Source organism: Cyanobium sp. ATX-6F1 (assembly GCF_047395825.1).
Taxonomy (GTDB): Bacteria; Cyanobacteriota; Cyanobacteriia; order PCC-6307; family Cyanobiaceae; genus ATX-6F1.
On sequence record NZ_JBCEBF010000001.1, the window covers coordinates 1,361,696 to 1,379,482 of the forward strand.

Consider the following 17,787-nt stretch of genomic DNA (forward strand, 5'->3'; position numbering starts at 1 on the left):
CTGGATCAGGCCTTGCCTCTCGGGCCCCGGTCTTCGACACCGGCGTAGATCGCCTGGCTGCCCAGTTCGTCTTCGATGCGCAGCAGGCGGTTGTATTTGGCGACCCGCTCGCTGCGGCTGAGGGAGCCGGTCTTGATCTGGCCGGCGCGGGTGGCCACCGCCAGGTCGGCGATTGTTGTGTCCTCGGTTTCGCCGCTGCGGTGGCTGATCACGCTCGTGTAGCCGGCCCGGCCGGCCAGGTCGATCGCCTGGAGGGTTTCGGTGAGGGAGCCGATCTGGTTGACCTTGATCAGGATCGAATTGGCGATCCCCTGCTCGATGCCCCGCTGCAGGCGGCTGGTGTTGGTCACGAACAGGTCGTCGCCCACCAGCTGCACGCGGCTCCCCAGCCGCTCGGTGAGCAGGGCCCAGCCCTCCCAGTCGTCCTCGGCGAGGCCATCCTCGATCGAGACGATCGGGTAGCGGCTGACCATTGCCTCCAGCTGATCCACCAGCTCGGCGCTGGTGTAGCTGCCACCGCCGAAGGCGTAGCGGCCGTCCTTGAAAAACTCGGTGCTGGCCACATCCAGGGCCAGGGAGATCTGATCCCCGGGCCGATAGCCCGCCTTCTCGATCGCCGCCACCAGCAGATCACCGCCGGCGTCATTGCTGGTCAGGTCGGGGGCGAAGCCCCCTTCATCGCCCACGGCGGTGGAGAGCCCCTGCTCGGCCAGCAGACCCTTGAGCGTGTGGAACACCTCGGCGCCCATGCGCAAGGCCTCCCTGAAGCTGGAGGCGCCGTGGGGCACCACCATGAATTCCTGGAAATCCAGGTTGTTGGCGGCGTGGGCGCCTCCGTTGATCACGTTCATCAGCGGCACCGGCAACAGGGTGGCCATCGGCCCCCCAGGTAGCGGTAGAGGGGCAGGCCGACCCCTCGGCCGCCGCCCGGGCCACCGCCAAGCTGACCGCGAGGATCGCGTTGGCCCCGAGGGCGGATTTGTTGTCGCTGCCGTCCAGTTCGATCAGGGCGGCATCCACGGTGCCCTGGTCGGTGGCGCTGAGGCCGCAGAGGGCCGGCGCGATCTTTTCTTCGATGTTGGTCACCGCCTTGGTGACTCCCTTGCCGAAGTAGCGGCTGGGATCCCCGTCCCGGAGCTCGTGGGCCTCGTGGGCGCCGGTGCTGGCGCCGCTGGGCACGATCGCCATCCCGCGGGCGCCCCCTTCGAGCAGCACCTCCGCTTCCACCGTCGGGGTGCCACGGGAATCCAGCACCTCGCGGGCCACCACGCTGTCGATGACGAGATCGAGGGAATCGAACACGAAAGGCTGTCGTTGATGTTGGGGATCTTATGGGCCTCCCCCGCCCGCCCATTTGTGCCGGTTGGCACGGATCTCGGGCCTCTGGTCAGAATGGCTTCGCCCCACCCCCTGGCCATGCGACTGCTTCACACCATGCTGCGGGTGGGGGATCTGGAGCGCTCGCTCGCCTTCTACACGGATGTGCTCGGCATGCGGCTGCTGCGCCGCAAGGATTACCCGTCGGGCCGTTTCACCCTGGCCTTCGTGGGTTACGGCGACGAGCGCGACACCGCTGTGCTCGAGCTGACCCACAACTGGGACACCGCCAGCTACGAGATCGGCAGTGGTTACGGCCACATCGCCCTGGGGGTGGAGGACATCCAGGCGCTCTGTGATCAGATCCGCGCCAAGGGCGGCCGGGTGACCCGTGAGCCTGGACCGATGAAGCACGGCAGCACCGTGATCGCCTTCGTGGAGGATCCCGATGGCTACAAGGTGGAATTGATTCAAACCTCCCCCGGCACGATGCGGACTGACCCTTCCCCCGGGCAGCCTCACCGCCGAACCGGACCGTTTCAGCGACGCCGCCTGGGACCTGCTGCTGGCCAGCCAGGACCAGGCCCGTCGCTGGCGCCATGGCCAGCTGGATGTGGAGCATCTGTTGCAGGTGCTGTTCAGCGATGCCCGTTTCGCCGCTTGGGTGGATCCGCTGCCGATCAGCGTCGACCGGGTGCTCGATCGCCTCGAGGCCTTCTGCGCCGATCAGCCCGCGGGCAGTGGCGGTGAGCTGTTCATCGGTGAGGCCCTGGAGGAGCTGCTGGAGGCCGCCGACCGCCGGCGGGGGGCTGGGGCTCCCGCCTGATCGATGTGCCCCACCTGCTGCTCGCCCTGCTGGAGGAACCCCGCCTCGGCGCCGAGGTGCTGGCGGCCGAGGGGTTGGGCGAAGAGCGCCTGCTGCGACAGCTGCGTCCCGGGGCGCCCCTGCTCTCGAGCCCATCGCCCCAGGCGTCCCCCCGCCCCCGGACCGCGCTGCTGCGCAGCGACGACGACTGGATCGACACGACCCCATCCCGCCCCCAGCCCGTGGCCCCGCCCAAGGCTGCGCTGGCGGTTCCGGTTGCTTCTGAGGGCGGGCTCACCCTGGAGCGGGAACCCTCTCCCCTGGAGCAATTCGGGCGCGACCTCACCGCCGCCGCCCGCGCCGGTCAGCTGGATCCGGTGATCGGTCGCGACGCCGAGATCCGCCGCCTGATTCAGGTGCTCTCGCGCCGGGGCAAGAACAACCCGGTGCTGATTGGCGAGCCCGGCGTCGGCAAGACCGCCATCGCCGAGCTGCTGGCCCAGAGGATCGTGGCCGGTGAGGTGCCCGATTCGCTCAAGGGCCTGCGCCTGATCGCCCTCGATCTGGGGGCCCTGATCGCCGGCGCCAAGTTCCGCGGGCAGTTCGAGGAACGGCTGCGCAGCGTGCTGGCGGAGGTGAGCGACCCCGACGCCGGGGTGGTGCTGTTCATCGACGAGCTGCACACGGTGGTCAGCAGCGACCGCTCCAACGCCGATGCCGGCAGCCTGCTCAAGCCGATGCTGGCCCGCGGCGAGCTGCGCTGCATCGGTGCCACCACCCCAGCCGATTACCGGCGCACGGTGGAGAAGGACCCCGCCCTCGAGCGCCGTTTCCAGCAGGTGGTGGTGGGCGAACCCAGCCTGGAGGTGAGCATCGAGATCCTGCGGGGGCTCAAGGAGCGCTATGAGCTCCACCACGGCGTCACGATCAGCGATGGGGCGGTGGTGGCCGCCACCCGCCTGGCGGCCCGCTACATCGCCGACCGCTGCCTGCCGGACAAGGCCATCGACCTGATCGATGAGGCCGCCGCCCAGCTCAAGATGGAGGTCACCTCCAAGCCCCAGCTGGTGGAGGACGCCGAACTGGCCCTGCGGCGGGTGGAGCTGGCCCTGCTGGCGGCGGAGTCCGCCCCGATGGCCGAACGCCTGCAGTGGCAGGACCAGCGCCGGGACGCCCAGGAGCGCCTGGCGGCCCTGCAGGAACGCTGGCAGGGGAGCGGGAGCAGCTGGCGGAGCTGCGGGAGCTCCAGCACCAGGACGAGGACCTGCGCCACGCCATCGCCGAGGCCGAGCGCGATGGCGATCTCGAGGAGGCGGCCCGGTTGCAGTACGACCAGCTCCATGGGCTGCAGCAGCGCCGTCTGGCCCTGGAGCAGGGGATGCTCGAAGACCAGCGCTCCGGTCAGTCGCTGCTGCGGGAGCAGGTGGAGGAGGGGGACATCGCCGATGTGGTGGCCCGCTGGACCGGCATCCCCGTGCAACGGCTGCTGGCGGGGGAACGCCAGAAGCTGCTGGAGCTCGAAAGCCGACTCGGGGAGCGGGTGATCGGCCAGCCCGAGGCGGTCACCGCCGTGGCCGCCGCCATCCGCCGCGCCCGGGCCGGCATGCAGGACCCCCGCCGGCCCGTGGGCTCGTTTCTGTTCCTCGGGCCCACCGGCGTGGGCAAGACCGAACTGGCCAAGTCCCTGGCGGCGGCCCTGTTCGATGAGACCGAGGCCCTGGTGCGGCTCGACATGAGCGAGTACATGGAGCGCAACGCCGTGGCCCGCCTGCTGGGGGCGCCGCCGGGCTATGTGGGTTACGAGGAGGGGGGCAGCTCACCGAGGCGGTGCGCCAGCGTCCCTATGCGGTGCTGCTGCTCGATGAGGTGGAGAAGGCCCACCCGGACGTGTTCAACGTGCTGCTGCAGGTGCTCGACGACGGCCGCCTGACCGATTCCCAGGGCCGCACGGTCGATTTCCGCCACACGGTGGTGGTGATGACCAGCAACCTGGCCAGTCGGGCGATTCTCGAATTCGGGCGCAGCGGCGACGGGGCCGCCCTCGATGCCGCCGTGGAGCGGGCCCTAGCCGATCAGTTCCGGCCGGAGTTCCTCAACCGCATTGATGAGGTGATTCGTTTCCGACCCCTGCGGCCCGAAGATCTGCAGCGGATCGTGCGCCTGCAGTTGGCGGAGCTGGCTCAGTTGCTGGCGGACCAGGGACTGGAGTTGCAGGTGGACGAGTCCCTGGTGGCCCGCCTGGCCGCCCAGGGTTACGAGCCCGAGTACGGGGCCAGGCCCCTGAGGCGCCTGCTGCGCCGTCAGATTGAGAACCCGCTGGCCACGGCCCTGCTGGCCGAGACCTTCAGCGGCGCCAGGGGCGTTCGGGTGCAGGCATCCGCTGACCCGGCGGAGCCGCTGTGTTTCATCCCCTGGGGCCAGAGCGTGAGGACGTCCGGTAGGGTGATCGTTTGCCGGTACGACTGATCGCACCGGTGCGCCAGCGCCTGTGACCCTCCAAACGCCCGAAGACACGGCCAAAACCCCGCCGCGCCAGCGGCGCCGGCCGATTCCGGCGGTTTCGCCGCCGCCACTGTGGAGGAGTTGCGCAAGGTGGTCTGGCCCAGCCGCCAACAGCTGTTCAGCGAGTCGGTGGCCGTGATCTTGATGGTCAGCCTTTCGGCGGCCGCGATCGCCGCCGTTGATCGCTTCTTCGGTTGGGGGTCCACCCAGATCTTCCGCTGATCGCCTCGCCCGCTGTCCCCTTCCCGCTGCGCCTCCCCGTTCTGAACTCCGTGTCCGAAGCCCAACTCGCCACCTCTGATCTCTCCGCCGGCGATGAGCCCTTCGAGGAGATCGCCTCGCCGGGCCAACTGATCGACCTGAGCGAAGCGCCTTCCGGTGATGGGGCCGGCGAAGGGGCCTCCGAGGGCAAGAAGACCGTGGCGCGCTGGTATGCGGTCCAGGTGGCCTCCAGCTGCGAGAAGAAGGTCAAGGCCACCCTGGAGCAGCGGGCCGTCACCCTCGGCGTGGACAGCCGCATCCTGGAGATCGAGATTCCCCAGACCCCGGCCATCAAGATCAAGAAGGACGGCAACCGCCAGAGCACCGAGGAAAAGGTGTTCCCCGGCTACGTGCTGGTGCGCATGGTCCTCGACGAGGACACGATGATGGCGGTGCGCAGCACCCCAACGTGATCAATTTCGTGGGGGCCGAGGAGCGGCGCGCCACGGGCCGGGTGCGCGGCCACATCAAGCCCCGCCCCCTGAGCCGCACGGAGGTGGACCGCATCTTCAAGCGCGCCGCCGAGAAGAAGGCCGTGGTCAAGTTCGACCTCACCGAGGGCGACCAGATTCTCGTCACCGCCGGTCCGTTCAAGGACTTCCAGGGCGAGGTGATCGAAGTCTCCGGTGAGCGCAGCAAGCTCAAGGCCCTGCTCTCGATCTTCGGCCGGGAAACCCCGGTCGAGCTGGAGTTCGCCCAGATCAGCAAACAGAGCTGAAGCCCAGCGGCCGCCTCCCTGCGGAGGGTGGCCGTCCATCGCACGCCGTTCCCTTCGGGTCGGCGATCCGCAGACCGTCCCGACGTCCCCCTAGGGAAGTCCCCGTTCCCCAGCCCAGCCGATGGCCAAGAAAGTCGTAGCCGTGATCAAGCTGGCCCTCAATGCCGGCAAAGCCAACCCCGCACCGCCCGTGGGCCCTGCCCTCGGCCAGCACGGGGTCAACATCATGGCGTTCTGCAAGGAGTACAACGCCCGCACCCAGGACAAGGCCGGCTATGTGATTCCGGTGGAGATCTCGGTCTTCGAAGACCGCAGCTTCCACCTTCATCACCAAGACCCCGCCCGCCTCCGTCTTGATCTCCAAGGCGGCCGGCATCGAGAAGGGTGCCGCCACCTCCGCCAAGGGTTCCGTGGGTGCCATCAGCCGCGCCCAGCTCGAGGAGATCGCCCGCACCAAACTGCCCGATCTCAACACCTCCAGCCTCGAGTCCGCCCAGCGCATCATCGAAGGCACCGCCCGCAACATGGGCGTCGCCATCAGCGACTGAGCCTGATCCGGCGAGCTCCGGCCCGCCCGATCTTCAACGTTCCTTTCATCCACCTCACCGGGGGAGACCGCCCAACGGTCGATTGCACCCCACCACCTGCCATGCCAAAGATCTCCAAGCGACTGTCCGCGCTCCACGCCCAGGTCGAAGACCGCGTCTACACCCCCGAGGAGGCGGTGCAACTGGTGAAAGACACCGCCACCGCCAAGTTCGACGAAACGATCGAAGCCCACGTGCGCCTGGGCATCGATCCCAAGTACACCGACCAGCAGCTGCGCACCACCGTGGCGCTGCCGAACGGCACCGGCCAGAACATTCGCATCGCCGTGATCGCCCGCGGTGAGAAGGTGGCCGAGGCCAAGGCGGCCGGCGCCGACCTCGCCGGTGACGACGAACTCGTGGACGCCATCGCCGCCGGCCAGATGGACTTTGACCTGCTGATCGCCACCCCGGACATGATGCCCAAGGTGGCCAAGCTCGGCCGTGTCCTCGGCCCCCGGGGTCTGATGCCGAACCCGAAGGCCGGCACCGTGGCCACTGACCTGGCCGGAGCGATCAAAGAATTCAAGGCGGGCAAGCTGGAATTCCGCGCCGATCGCACCGGCATCGTGCACGTGCGCTTCGGCAAGGCCAGCTTCAGCGTTGAGAAACTGCTGGAGAACCTCAAGGCCCTGCAGGAAACGATTGATCGCCAGAAACCCAGCGGTGCCAAGGGCCGCTACTGGAAGAGCCTTTACCTCTCCTCCACCATGGGCCCCTCGGTGCAGGTGGACGTCGCCCTCCTGCAGGAGATCAAGCAGGAGAGCTGATTGGCCCGGGTACGTCACCCTGTAGGGTGATCAACTGGCTCAGGCCAGAAACGGGCACGCGCCCGACCCAAGACAGCAGGTTTCCCTTAAATCCTGCCGAGGTGCACGCGAAGGTTTTTCCCCCATGGGGCGGATCATCACGCGGCCTCGCTTCCCTTCCAAGGGAGGTTCCCATGGCCGCGTGCCCAGCTTGTTCCCCCGATCCGTTCCACACCTATGGGCCGCACGCTGGAGAGCAAGCAACAGATCGTCGAAGAGCTCAAAGGGCTCCTCGGTGAGGCCGACATGGCGCTGGTTCTTGATTACAAGGGCCTGACCATCAAGGAGATGTCTGATCTGCGGACCCGTCTGCAGGCCAGCAACGGCATTTGCAAGGTGACCAAAAACACCTTGATCCGCCGTGCCATTGATGGTGACGCTGTTTGGTCGGAACTCGATTCCCTGCTCACGGGCACCAATGCCTTCGTCCTGATCAAGGGCGATGTCGGCGGTGCCGTCAAGGCCGTTCAGTCCTTCCAGAAGGACACGAAGAAATCGGAAGTCAAAGGAGGCCTCTACGAGGGCAAACTCCTTTCCCAGTCCGATGTTCAGGCCATTGGTGAGCTGCCTTCCAAGGAGGCGCTGCTGGCTCAGATCGCAGGTGCGATCAACGCCGTGGCCGCCAAGGTGGCTGTGGGCATCAACGAGGTTCCGGCCGGTCTTGCCCGGGCGCTGAAGGCCCACGCCGAATCCGGCGACAGCTGAATCCTGGCTCCGGCTCTCGCCGGGCCGGGCCCCAAGAGTTCGACCGATCCCCCTGTTCCCCAACAGATCTGTTGCTGATCCCCCTAACCATGTCCCCAAAAACCGACACCATTCTCGAATCGCTCAAGGCGCTCTCCCTGCTGGAGGCCTCTGAGCTCGTCAAGCAGATCGAAGAGGCCTTCGGCGTCTCCGCAGCCCCCTCCGCCGGTGCGGTCGTGGTGGCTGCCGCCGCCGTTGCCGAGCCCGTCGAAGAGCAGACCGAATTTGACGTGATCCTCGACGGCTTCGACCCCGCCGCCAAGATCAAGGTCCTCAAGGCCGTCCGCGAGGCCACCGGCCTCGGCCTGGGCGAAGCCAAGGCCCTCGTGGAAGCCGCTCCCACTCCGATCAAGGAAGGCATCGCCAAGGGCGACGCCGAAACGATCAAGAAGGCCGTGGAAGAAGTCGGCGGCAAGGTCACCATCAAGTGATCTCCGGCCCGGCGGGGGCCTTCGCCCCCGTCAGCTCTTCTGGTTGCCTTCGCCGGCCCTGCGGGGCCGGCTTTTTCATGGCCCGCCGCCCCACTGCTCCAGTGCGCAGACAAAAAAAGCCCCGCCGAAGGCAGGGCTCTGAGATTGGAACGATCCTGGGAGTCTTTCCTCGTTTCGACCCCGGGAGAGCGTTCCGCACTCCTCACACGCACAGACCTTACCGAGAGGGGATGGGGGCGCCCACCTGGGGCGGACGCTATGGCAACTGTCCGCACTCCTGGAGGGGCTCACGGCCGGAAGGGGATCACCCGCAGGCTGATCGGTCCACTGCCGTAGCCCGCTCGGCCCGGGCTCAAGGCTGTGGCCGTCTCCGCAGGCCTGGAGAGTTGGCTGAGGCTGCCGTCGCTGGCGAAGTACATGTGGCTGAGGGTCTGGCCCCCGTAGACCCGGCGGCGCAGCTGCCAGCCGGGCTCCAGTGACATCGCCACGAAGCCGTCCCGGTCCCGGCGCTGCACCGAGCCACGGCCCAGCACCAGATCATTGCTGTTATCGGGGAGGACCCGAGCAGCTGCAGTTCCTGGCCCCGCTGGCGGAGCAGCAGCCGGTAGCGGCTCGCCAGGTCCACGCCGTTCACCCGCAGGGAATAGCCGTTGCTGTCGATGTAGCGGCTGCAGATGCCGGTGTAGTCAAAACGGGTGAGGGCTGCGTCGATCAGACCATCCGACCGCTGCTGCCAGCAGGCGGGGGCGGGCTGCAGCTGCTCCAGCACGATCAGACTCCAGTCGGATCGGGCCACGGGTTTGGCCAGGATCACAAACCGGGAGGCCTCCACCGGCCGGCTTTCAAACAGGGTGGCGGCCCGGGCCGCCTGCAGGGGCGCAAGCGGCGTGGGGGCCAGCGCCGATCCGCTGGCCAGAAGTGCACCGAGGCCAAGGGCTGCGAGGTAGGTTCGCTGCATGCGACGGACGCCTCTCATCGAGATCGGAACTGCGTTCTACCGAACTTCCCCGCCCCGGCCCAGTGGCCACTGAGGCAGGGCGTGTGGTGACCGCCTCCTGCGACGGTGCCTGCAGCGGCAACCCTGGCCCCGGCGGCTGGGGAGCGTTGCTGCGCTTTGAAGATGGCACCGTGCGGGAGTTCGGCGGTTGGGAGCCGGCCACCACCAACAACCGCATGGAGCTCACCGCGGCCCTGGCGTTGCTGGAAACCCTCGCCGATCTGCCCCGGCACCCCGCGCTGGCGATCCGCACCGACAGCCGTTATCTGATCGATGGCTTCAGCAAGTGGATGGCCGGTTGGAAGCGCAAGGGCTGGCGCACCGCCTCCGGGGGCGCCGTGCTCAACCGCGAGCTCTGGGAGGCCCTCGACCGGGCCCGCCTGGCCGATGTGCCCTTCGTCCATGTCAAGGGCCACAGTGGCGACCCCGACAACGACCGCTGCGACGCCATCGCCGTGGCCTACTCCCGCGGGGGCGGCCGGCCCTGGCGGGTTCGGCTCCTGCGGCCGAAGGCCCCCCGCGCCCATCGAGGACCTTGCTCCGGCGCCCCTGCAGGCGCTGCTCAATCGGCTTGAGCTGGCCGATCGACTGGCGCGGGGGGCTACGGCCTGAGCGCCGTGGAGCTGGCCCAGCTGGTGGAACAGCCGCTGGCCAAGGTGCAGGACCGACAGCGGTCCTGGCGCTGGCGCGATTGGCAGGTGCGGCCCGAGGCTGAAGGCCGTTGGCGGCTGGTGCGGGAGGTGGCCGATGGCTGAGCCGATGCCGCTCTACCGCCGCTGGGTCGGCCCGCTCCTGGCCCGCGATGGGGGCGCCGACGCCGAACAGTTGAGCGTGATCACCCTGGCGGCCCTTGGCCAGGCGGCCCTGCGGCGCCAATGGCCGATCGTGGCGGGCAGCCTGGCGGGGCTTGCGGCGGAGCTCCAGCGCCGCGATCCCCGGCTGGAGCAGACCCTGTTCGGCTGTCGTTTCGCCAACCCGGTGGGGCTGGCGGCCGGTTTCGACAAGAACGGCGTGGCCGCGGCGATCTGGCATGTGTTCGGTTTCGGATTCGCCGAGCTGGGCACGGTCACCTGGCAGGCCCAGGCCGGCAATCCCCGGCCCCGGCTGTTCCGGCTGGCCGCCGAGCGGGCCGCCCTCAACCGCATGGGCTTCAACAACATCGGCGCCGAGGCCGTGCGCCGCACGCTCGAGCGCCAGCAGCTGCCCCCGGCAGGCCAGCGTCCGGCGGTGCTGGGGATCAACCTGGGCAAGTCCCGGGCCACCTCCCTGGAGCTGGCTCCCGATGATTACGCCTCCACCCTGGAGCTGCTCTCGCCCCTGGCGGACTACGCGGTGATCAACGTCAGTTCGCCGAACACACCGGGATTGAGGGAGCTGCAGGAGGAGGTGCAGCTGCGGCGTCTGGTGGAGCGGCTGCGGCGGCTGCCCGCCTGCCCGCCCCTGCTGGTGAAGATCGCCCCTGATCTGGAGGATGACGCCATCGACGCCATCGCCCGCCTGGCCTACGAGGAGGGCCTGGCCGGAGTGATCGCGGTCAACACCAGCCTCAACCGGCTGGGTCTGGAGCAGCGGCGACTCGCCCAGAGCGGCCGCAGCCTGGCGGAGGAGGCGGGGGGACTGAGCGGTGCTCCCCTGCGGGCTCGAGCCCTGGAGGTGATCCGGCGGCTTAGGGCCACAGCGGGGCCGTCGTTGCCTTTGATCGGTGTGGGCGGCATCGATACGCCAGAGGCTGCCTGGGAGCGCATCACCGCCGGAGCCTCCCTGGTGCAGCTCTACACGGGCTGGATCTACCAGGGACCGGCCTTGGTGCCGGCGATTCTTGAGGGCCTCTCAGCACAGCTTGATCGCCACGGATTCCGCGAGATTGGTGAAGCGGTCGGTTGTGGGGTTCCCTGGCGCTGAACTACCGGTACCCTTTGGAGAACTTTGACCACCTGCGGTTTTGGTGCTCTCCGGTGTACAGAATCGACTCAAGCCTCTGAAGGCTTGGCTCTTTCCGCCTCGGGTCCTGCTGGAGGTGGAGGATCGCTGGCTGACACTGTCCGCTTTCCCCTCCGGCAGCCAGCAGCGGCGGGCCACTTTTCTGCAGCGGGTGCCGCTGCCCGCCGGCTCGATCGTGGCCGGCGAACCGCGCCGCACGGAGGCGATCGGCGACCTGATGGGTGATCTGTTGCTCGAGCATGGCCTCACGGGAGCTCGGGTGGTCGCCACGCTCCCCCACCAGGCCACCCAGTGGCGGATGGTGCAGTGGACCACACCGGGCTGGCCGGCGAATCCTGAGAAGGAACTGGAGACACTCAATCCCGATCTCGGCTTGCCCTACCCCCTCACGGCCGCCTATGTCACGCTGTTGCCCCTGCCGCGCAAACAGTCCAGCGAGCCGGCCACCTCGCTCTTGGTGACTGTCCGCCGTGCCGCCGTTCAGTCCTGGATCGAAATCTTCTCCCTGGCGGGCGTGGAGTTGGAGCACTTGGAATCGGCGCAGCTGAGTGAATGGAGGGCCCTGGAACCCTTGCTCAGCGACCTGCCCAGCGGAGCCTTGTTTGTCCAGGTGGAACTCAATGAGGGAGGCAGCCGCTTGGTGCTTTACCGCCATGGGGTGCCGGAGTTCGAGCAGGCGTTGCCGGCGGCGGGCCGTCCGGTGCAGCTGGATCTCAACCAGGAGTTGGTGCAGAAGGTCGAGGGCATCGTTCGCTACTGGCGTGAGCAGGATGCCGCGGTGACGTCCGTGCGGGTGGGGCTTGTGGGAACCTACGCGGAGCGCCAGGATCTGCTCGATCTATTCAGTCAACCGGAGGGCTGGAGCGTGGAGCAGATCGATGCCTACAGGCTTGGATGGATCGATCCACCGGCTGATGCGGGCGAAACGGGCACGCCGTCCGGTGGCCAGTTGCTGCGGGTGGCGGGTCTGCTCCAGGAGGCGCTCAAGCCATGACCCGATCTCCAGGCTCGGTCGATCTGCTGCGCCAACGGCGCCTTGAACTGGGGCTGCCCGAGCGACCGGCGGCCCCCACCGATTCTTCAAGGCTGCTCCTTATGGGGGTCTCGCCGGGGCCGCCCTGGTGCTTCTGTCCTTGCTGGTTTGGCTGGGATTCCGCTTCCGGTTGCAGGTGTTGGACACCGAGGTGGCCTCTCTAGCCGATGTCCCGGTGCAGGTGAAGGCGCTGAAGGGTGAGCTTGAGGCCTCGATCGGGCGTGTCATCAAATTGAAGGCCGTCAACAAGGGCCTGGTTGAGGGCCTATTGGCGGTGCGTTCGGGCTCGGCGCTGCTCACCCAGCTGTCCTTGATCAACCCCGCCGGAATTCAACTCACCAACGGCGATGTGCAGGGCAACACCCTCACCCTCAAGGGCCTTGCGGCTGATCCGCAGGCGTTCCGCCGCATCAATGCTCTGCAGCTGCAGCTTGCCAATTCTCCCTTGTTCGATGCCTCTACCGCGGAAGTTGTCAAGGTCAGTCGCGAGAAGTCTCCAGTTCAGGCCCAACCTGGGGCCGCCCCTGCCACCCAGGTGACCTTCGAGATGAAGGTGGAGTTCAGTCCCGCAGCCCAGTCCGCCAACTTGGCGGAGCTGCAGCGCCTGGGGGCCGAAGGCATGGCTCAGCGGTTGATCGTTCTTCGCCGTGCGGGGGTGCTCCCATGACCAATCTTCAGGCCCAAGCTTCCAGTCCAGGGCTCACGGGCTTTTTCACCCGCGAGCGGATGCTCGTCGGTGTGCCGGCCGTGATCGGTGGGGTGATCGCCCTGACCTTCGTTGGCTTCGCGGTCGTGCCGCTCGTACAACAAGTCGACAAGGTTCAAAAGCAAGTCGACGATCTTCGCCAGCAGGAGGCCACCCTGCCGCTGCTGCGCAACCAACTGGCGGTGCAGCAGACCAATGAAACCGAGGCACTCAATCTCAGGGCCAAACTTCTTGCTTTGATCGCTGGCAGCGGCAGCATGAAAACCTTCTTGGCCCAACTCAGCGCCGAAGGATTGCGCACCGGTGTGCAACTGGATGCCTATGAACCACTGGTGGCTGTTGCGCCACCCCCAGGCGCTGCGCCCCCGGCACCTGCAGCGCCCCCGGCACCTGCAGCCCCACCGGCGAAGGGGGCGCCAGCGGATCAAGCGGCCCAGCCCGCCGTTCCAGTGGATCCACTGTTGGCACCGGGGATGCAGAAAACCTCGGTGTTGATTGGGGCACGGGGACGCTATCCGCAGGTGTTGGCCTTCCTGCGCCGGCTTGAAAGCTTGAGCCTCTTGGTGGTGCAGAGCGATCTCGTTCTGGGGCTTGAGGATGTCAAGCAAGGGCCGACGCCCGTGCCAGGTTCCACCCTTGTGATCCAGCCACCCGCTCCTCGCACGGTGTTGAAGTTGAATGTGGCGCTTTATTCCAAAGCTCCTGCGCCCTCGGGGGCGAAAAAGCCTTGAATTACTGCTCTTGCCATGGTTCTTCCGTCAGTTCAGCGTTACGATCCGCAGGTTATGGATGTCGTCAGGGTGGTGGTCACTGTGGGTAGTAAGCGCTTGTTTATCTGGGCGGCGGCCACTGCCTTGCCCGTTCTTCAGTTGGGAGCCCCCGGTGGGGCTGCCCTGGCCCAGGCGGTGCCGCTCTCCGTTCAGTCCCAGCCGGCAGCCGAAGGCCTGGTGCTCAAGGCTCGGCGGCTGAGCGATTCGGTTGAGGTGATGATCGAAGGCACGGGCCCGGCGCCGGTGCTGCAGCAGTCCAACAGCGGCGGCCTCTGGTTCGGTCAGTTGGCCACCAGTCAGCCCCTGCGTCTGGGGGCCGGCTCCCAGCGCTTGGCTCTGCCGGAAGCGGGGATCGAATCGATCACCCTGCAGGGATCGGGGGGCAGCTATCAGATCCAGGTCAAGCCCATGGGCGGGGCGCCCCTAGCCCGGCCGCTGGTGAGCGCCGATGGCCGGAACCTGATCCTGTCGTTCTCGGCCAATGCCCAGGCGACCACGGTCAGCGGACGGCTTGATCTCAATGCCCCTGGCCGGGTGCCCCAGAGCGTGTTTGCTCCCCCTCTGCAGCCAAGGGCCGTGGCCCCGCCGCTCGGGGACATGGCCGTGGGAAGCATGGTGCTGCGCAACCGCAGCTTCGTGAATGTGAGCGGCCCCCGTGTCACCCTCACCCTGCGCAACGCACCGGCCAAGGATGCCCTGATGGCTCTGGCCCAGATGGGCAATTACGGCTTCGTCTTCGTGGATGATGCCCAGGCAGGGGGAGCGCCAGCCCCTTCGCGCGCTGTATCGATTGCCTTCCGCAATGAAAGCTATCCCAGAGCATTGAATTCTGTGCTCCTCGCCGCTGGCCTCCAAGGCAAGCTCGAAGGCAGCATGATTGTTGCTGGACCGAATGTATCCGGTAAATCCTTCGGATCGCAGATTTCGAAGATCTATCGCCTGAATCAGGCGTCTTCAGCATCGGCGGCGAATTACCTCGCCAGTCTTGGTGCCACTGTCACCAAAGTCACCACGGTGACCACGGCGGTGGCCCAGGGCGTGGACCAAGCCAACCAGGTGGCCGGAGGCTCGGCCACCTCACAGACCACCACCTCTTCCCAGCAGACGGTTGAGTCTTACGGGGCAGGCAGCGGCCCCCTCCGTGGTTTGATCGGCACGACGGATTCGCGCTTGGGCACGATCACTTTGATCGGTGATTCTGGTGTCGTGGCCATTGCTGAGAATTACCTCAGGCAGTTGGATCTGCGTCAGCGGCAGGTGGCGCTGTCCGTCAAGATCCTGGATGTCACACTGGATAACGACGCTACTATTTCCAATAGCTTTGCTTTCCGCTACGGGAACAATTTTATCGTCAATGACAATGGCCAGATGCTTGGGGCGTTTGGTCGGCTTCTCCCTCCAAGTACGGCGCTTGGACTTAGCGCTTTCGATGCACCGCGCGCTTTTGCCACCGCAGGAGCCCCTCCTAATCCTGGCCTCCAGTATCCAAGGGACAACTTCTTTGATTTTGTGAATGCCACAATCACAGCACGAAGCACCAAAGTTCTAGCTAGCCCAACCCTGATCCTCAGTGAGAATCAGGACGAAATCAAAGGCGGTGCTGAGGTTTCGGCGGCCTTGGCCACTGCCGGAGGTTCATCTAGCAGCTCCAGCTCCAGTGGCAGTGGCCTCTCCGGTACCACAGGAGGTGCGACCATTGGCCGTCCGCGCTCGAACGAGTCCTATGTGACCGTTGGAGAGCAGGTAATCACGAATTACACGGTGACAACCGGCACCCAAGGCAACGGCAACTCCTGTGAACCTGAGTTTGGCATCGCGGGTCTCACCTTTGGCGCTCGGGTCTCGAAGATTGATGACAATGGCTTTGTCACTTTCACGCTTTCCCCTCAGATTTCTGCCACCACACGACAGCAGAACGTTGCCGGCTGTGGGTTGATCGATATTCTTTCGATCCGTAGATTGGATACGGGTAGTGCCCGGGTTCGAGATGGGCAGACACTGATCCTTACGGGTGTCATTTCCGACTCTGATACACAACTCGTCAGCAAATGGCCCATTCTTGGTGACATCCCGTTGATTGGGCAGTTCTTCCGTAGCTCCAACGGTGGCCGCAAGAAGCGTGAGCTGGTGATCCTGGTGACCCCGAAGATCATCAACGACACCGAAGGCGGCACCTATGGCTACGGCTATAACCCTTCTACCAAAGACGCCAGGCAGTTTGTCGGATCCCAGATGTAGAGCCCAGGCCATAGGCCAGGGCTCTTTCCTAAAACGCCATGAACGCCTTGGCCGCCAGCGGGGCGAGGTAACTGAATGCTGACATCACCCCGCTCAGCAGCTGGGAGCCCATGCCATTGCCGGCGTCCTTCTTTTTCTCGGGGGCCAGGAGCTGCTCGGAGGCCTTCTTGAGCTGTAGGGCCGGTTCCGGCTGGCCCGATTGCTCGAATAGCGAGGCGGCGTAGGCGAAATCCTGGGCGGCTAGAGCATTCTTGCCCAGTTCCGTGCGGCTGATGCCCCGGGCGACCCAGCTCATCGCCGCATCGGGTTGTTTGCGAATCGCGTCACCAAAGAATTTTTCGGCCTCTGGATAGCGCCCCTGGGTGGCGGCGTCGGCTCCGGCGTTATGGAGAGAGGCGTAACTCTGGAAGGTGGTCGACACACCCACCGCCTTCTCCCAGTGGCTGCGGCTCAGGGCGTCGGTGTCGAGCAGGGCCTCACTGAGATCGGCTTCGCGAAGATCGGTGCCCTGCAGCAGGGCACCGCGCAAGTCGGCCCCGCGCAGGCTCGCGCCGGACAGGCTCGTGAAGCTCAGATCGGCGCCGCTCAGGTTGGCCCCATCAAGTCGCGCGCCACTCAGATTCGCCCGCTGCAGCCGGGCCTTGCGCAGATCGCCATCGCGTAGATCCGCCCGCACCAGATCGGCGTCCTGGAGCTTGCAGCCCACACAGCGCCGGCTCTCGAGCAGCCGCATCAGTTGGGTCTGATCGGCTGCCTGGCCGGGACCAGCGGTCAGGCCCCCAGCAGGGCCAGGCTGATCAGAGGGACAACCTTGTTCATTGCTGCCGTGGATGCTGCCTGAGTTCTAACCATGGCAGCTCCAGGCGTCGAATGGCCGTTGCCAGGTCGTGGCCTGGCTGCCGCCAGGGGAGAACCGCTAGCGGCGGGGCTTGGCGCGCGAAACGCCGCTGGCTGTAGTGATGCTCGAGCTGCTGCAAGGGTGCGCTGAGGCTCGGATGGATCTCCCTCACCCGCCGGCAGAACGCGTCCAGGCTCTCCCCGGGAAGGGGCTCCAGGCCCACGCGGCGCAGGGGCCTGAGGCTGCGCTCCAGCTGGCGCCTGAGGCGATCGCCCGGACGCCTTCGCCAGTGATCGAGCAGCTGCATCAGACCCAGGGCCACAGTGATCGTCCCGGCCATGGTCAGCACCAGCAGCAGCCCCTGCCAGTCTTTCCAGGGCCCCATCCACTGGCCCAGCCAGGCCTGCTGGGCGGGGCCGTCGAAGCCCAGCATCCAGCGGGTCCAGAGCAGGTCCAGGCCCCCCCAGCGCTGGCCCAGTTGCCGCAACCAGGCCGGACCGATCTTCAGCAGCGCCAGTTCCCCCGGGCGGTCCGCCAGGCTCCCCGCCAGGCCCCGCTCGATCCGGGCCGGATCCACCCAGCCGGTGGGATCCACGCGCAGCCAGCCGCTGGCCCCCAGCCACACCTCACTCCAGGAGTGGGCATCGCTCTGGCGCACATCCAGGTAGCCATCGCCGCCCGTGGCCGCCCCCACCCAGTCGCCCCCCTGGTACCCCACCACCACCCGCGCGGGCACGCCGGCGGCCCGCATCAGGGCCGTGAAGCTGGAGGCGTAGTGCTCGCAGAAGCCCTTCTGGGTCTGAAACAGAAAGGCATCCATGGGCGCCAGCTGCGGCAGGGGGCCTGGTTCGAGCGTGTAGCGGAAGGGCCGTTGCTTGAACCAGCGCTGGGCGGCTTGCACCCGCTCCAGGGGGTGGCCAGGCTGCCCCAGGACTGGCCCAGGGCCTCCAGGCGCGGGTTGCTGCCGATGGGCAACGCCAGCTGCCTGGCCGTGGGCGGCACCAGGCTCCAGGAGCCGATGCGCTCTGTGTGGGTGAGGGTGTAAACCGGCCGATCGCCGATCAGGCGTTGGCTGCGCAGCACCCCCTGG

14 protein-coding genes and 8 pseudogenes are annotated in these 17,787 nt (G+C 66.8%); 17 read left to right on the top strand and 5 right to left on the bottom strand.

Annotated elements, in window-relative coordinates; all coding sequences use genetic code 11:
* Nucleotides 1-5 precede the first annotated feature (5 nt).
* Nucleotides 6-1,302: pseudogene (gene eno, locus AAF143_RS07905) on the bottom strand (phosphopyruvate hydratase).
* Nucleotides 1,303-1,416: 114 nt separating this feature from the next.
* Here eno and gloA point away from each other — a divergent pair.
* The 10 genes and pseudogenes from gloA to rplL all read left to right on the top strand — a co-directional run.
* Nucleotides 1,417-1,797: pseudogene (gene gloA / locus AAF143_RS07910) on the top strand (lactoylglutathione lyase); the annotation flags it as partial.
* A gap of 214 nt (nt 1,798-2,011) precedes the next feature.
* Nucleotides 2,012-2,143, top strand: a complete 132-nt coding sequence (locus AAF143_RS07915) for a hypothetical protein (RefSeq protein WP_414026929.1) — start codon at nt 2,012-2,014, stop codon at nt 2,141-2,143.
* 5 nt (nt 2,144-2,148) lie between these two features.
* Nucleotides 2,149-3,666, top strand: a complete 1,518-nt coding sequence (locus AAF143_RS07920) for an AAA family ATPase (RefSeq protein ID WP_414026752.1) — start codon at nt 2,149-2,151, stop codon at nt 3,664-3,666.
* A 59-nt stretch (nt 3,667-3,725) separates the two neighbouring features.
* A pseudogene (locus tag AAF143_RS07925) lies at nt 3,726-4,588 on the top strand (AAA family ATPase).
* Nucleotides 4,589-4,654: 66 nt separating this feature from the next.
* A pseudogene (secE, locus tag AAF143_RS07930) lies at nt 4,655-4,846 on the top strand (preprotein translocase subunit SecE); the annotation flags it as partial.
* 137 nt (nt 4,847-4,983) lie between these two features.
* A pseudogene (gene nusG, locus AAF143_RS07935) lies at nt 4,984-5,603 on the top strand (transcription termination/antitermination protein NusG).
* A gap of 121 nt (nt 5,604-5,724) precedes the next feature.
* Nucleotides 5,725-6,151: pseudogene (gene rplK, locus AAF143_RS07940) on the top strand (50S ribosomal protein L11).
* Nucleotides 6,152-6,252: 101 nt separating this feature from the next.
* Nucleotides 6,253-6,960 (top strand): 50S ribosomal protein L1, encoded by a 708-nt coding sequence (gene rplA, locus AAF143_RS07945; RefSeq protein WP_255008002.1) that lies wholly within the window; start codon nt 6,253-6,255, stop codon nt 6,958-6,960.
* A gap of 216 nt (nt 6,961-7,176) precedes the next feature.
* Nucleotides 7,177-7,704, top strand: a complete 528-nt coding sequence (gene rplJ / locus AAF143_RS07950) for a 50S ribosomal protein L10 (RefSeq protein ID WP_255008004.1) — start codon at nt 7,177-7,179, stop codon at nt 7,702-7,704.
* An 89-nt stretch (nt 7,705-7,793) separates the two neighbouring features.
* Entirely contained in the window at nt 7,794-8,174 is a 381-nt protein-coding gene (rplL, locus tag AAF143_RS07955; RefSeq protein ID WP_255008006.1) for a 50S ribosomal protein L7/L12, read from the top strand.
* Nucleotides 8,175-8,461: 287 nt separating this feature from the next.
* On the opposite strand, the gene AAF143_RS07960 is transcribed toward rplL, so the two are convergent.
* Together AAF143_RS07960 and AAF143_RS07965 are read right to left on the bottom strand one after the other, a co-directional pair.
* Nucleotides 8,462-8,707 (bottom strand): DUF3747 domain-containing protein, encoded by a 246-nt coding sequence (locus AAF143_RS07960; RefSeq protein ID WP_414026753.1) that lies wholly within the window; start codon nt 8,705-8,707, stop codon nt 8,462-8,464.
* Between the two features lie 80 nt (nt 8,708-8,787).
* Nucleotides 8,788-9,150: pseudogene (locus AAF143_RS07965) on the bottom strand (DUF3747 domain-containing protein); the annotation flags it as partial.
* Nucleotides 9,151-9,194: 44 nt separating this feature from the next.
* Here AAF143_RS07965 and AAF143_RS07970 point away from each other — a divergent pair.
* From AAF143_RS07970 to AAF143_RS07995, 6 genes and pseudogenes are all read left to right on the top strand, one after another.
* Nucleotides 9,195-9,926, top strand: a pseudogene (locus AAF143_RS07970) (ribonuclease H family protein).
* On the top strand, nt 9,919-11,073 hold the full coding sequence (locus AAF143_RS07975) for a quinone-dependent dihydroorotate dehydrogenase (RefSeq protein ID WP_255008011.1): 1,155 nt from the start codon (nt 9,919-9,921) through the stop codon (nt 11,071-11,073). Before AAF143_RS07970 ends, AAF143_RS07975 begins: the two are co-directional and overlap by 8 nt.
* Before the next feature lie 115 nt (nt 11,074-11,188).
* Complete coding sequence (locus AAF143_RS07980; protein ID WP_414026754.1) at nt 11,189-12,106, top strand: hypothetical protein; 918 nt, start codon at nt 11,189-11,191, stop codon at nt 12,104-12,106.
* 139 nt (nt 12,107-12,245) lie between these two features.
* Nucleotides 12,246-12,812 (top strand): PilN domain-containing protein, encoded by a 567-nt coding sequence (locus tag AAF143_RS07985; RefSeq protein ID WP_414026755.1) that lies wholly within the window; start codon nt 12,246-12,248, stop codon nt 12,810-12,812.
* Nucleotides 12,809-13,582: a hypothetical protein gene (locus tag AAF143_RS07990; protein WP_255008014.1), complete on the top strand. Its 774-nt coding sequence runs from the start codon at nt 12,809-12,811 to the stop codon at nt 13,580-13,582. The genes AAF143_RS07985 and AAF143_RS07990 overlap by 4 nt, the downstream gene beginning before the upstream one ends.
* A 15-nt stretch (nt 13,583-13,597) precedes the next feature.
* Nucleotides 13,598-15,859, top strand: a complete 2,262-nt coding sequence (locus AAF143_RS07995) for a type II secretion system protein GspD (RefSeq protein ID WP_255008015.1) — start codon at nt 13,598-13,600, stop codon at nt 15,857-15,859.
* A gap of 28 nt (nt 15,860-15,887) precedes the next feature.
* Here AAF143_RS07995 and AAF143_RS08000 read toward each other — a convergent pair whose 3' ends face one another.
* Nucleotides 15,888-16,592: a pentapeptide repeat-containing protein gene (locus AAF143_RS08000; protein WP_414026756.1), complete on the bottom strand. Its 705-nt coding sequence runs from the start codon at nt 16,590-16,592 to the stop codon at nt 15,888-15,890.
* Between the two features lie 82 nt (nt 16,593-16,674).
* Nucleotides 16,675-17,598, bottom strand: coding sequence for a transglutaminase-like domain-containing protein (locus tag AAF143_RS08005; RefSeq protein WP_414026757.1), 924 nt, complete (start codon nt 17,596-17,598; stop codon nt 16,675-16,677).
* A gap of 12 nt (nt 17,599-17,610) precedes the next feature.
* On the opposite strand from AAF143_RS08005, the gene AAF143_RS08010 reads away from it, so the two are divergent.
* Nucleotides 17,611-17,742 (top strand): hypothetical protein, encoded by a 132-nt coding sequence (locus AAF143_RS08010; RefSeq protein WP_414026758.1) that lies wholly within the window; start codon nt 17,611-17,613, stop codon nt 17,740-17,742.
* Nucleotides 17,743-17,787 lie beyond the last annotated feature (45 nt).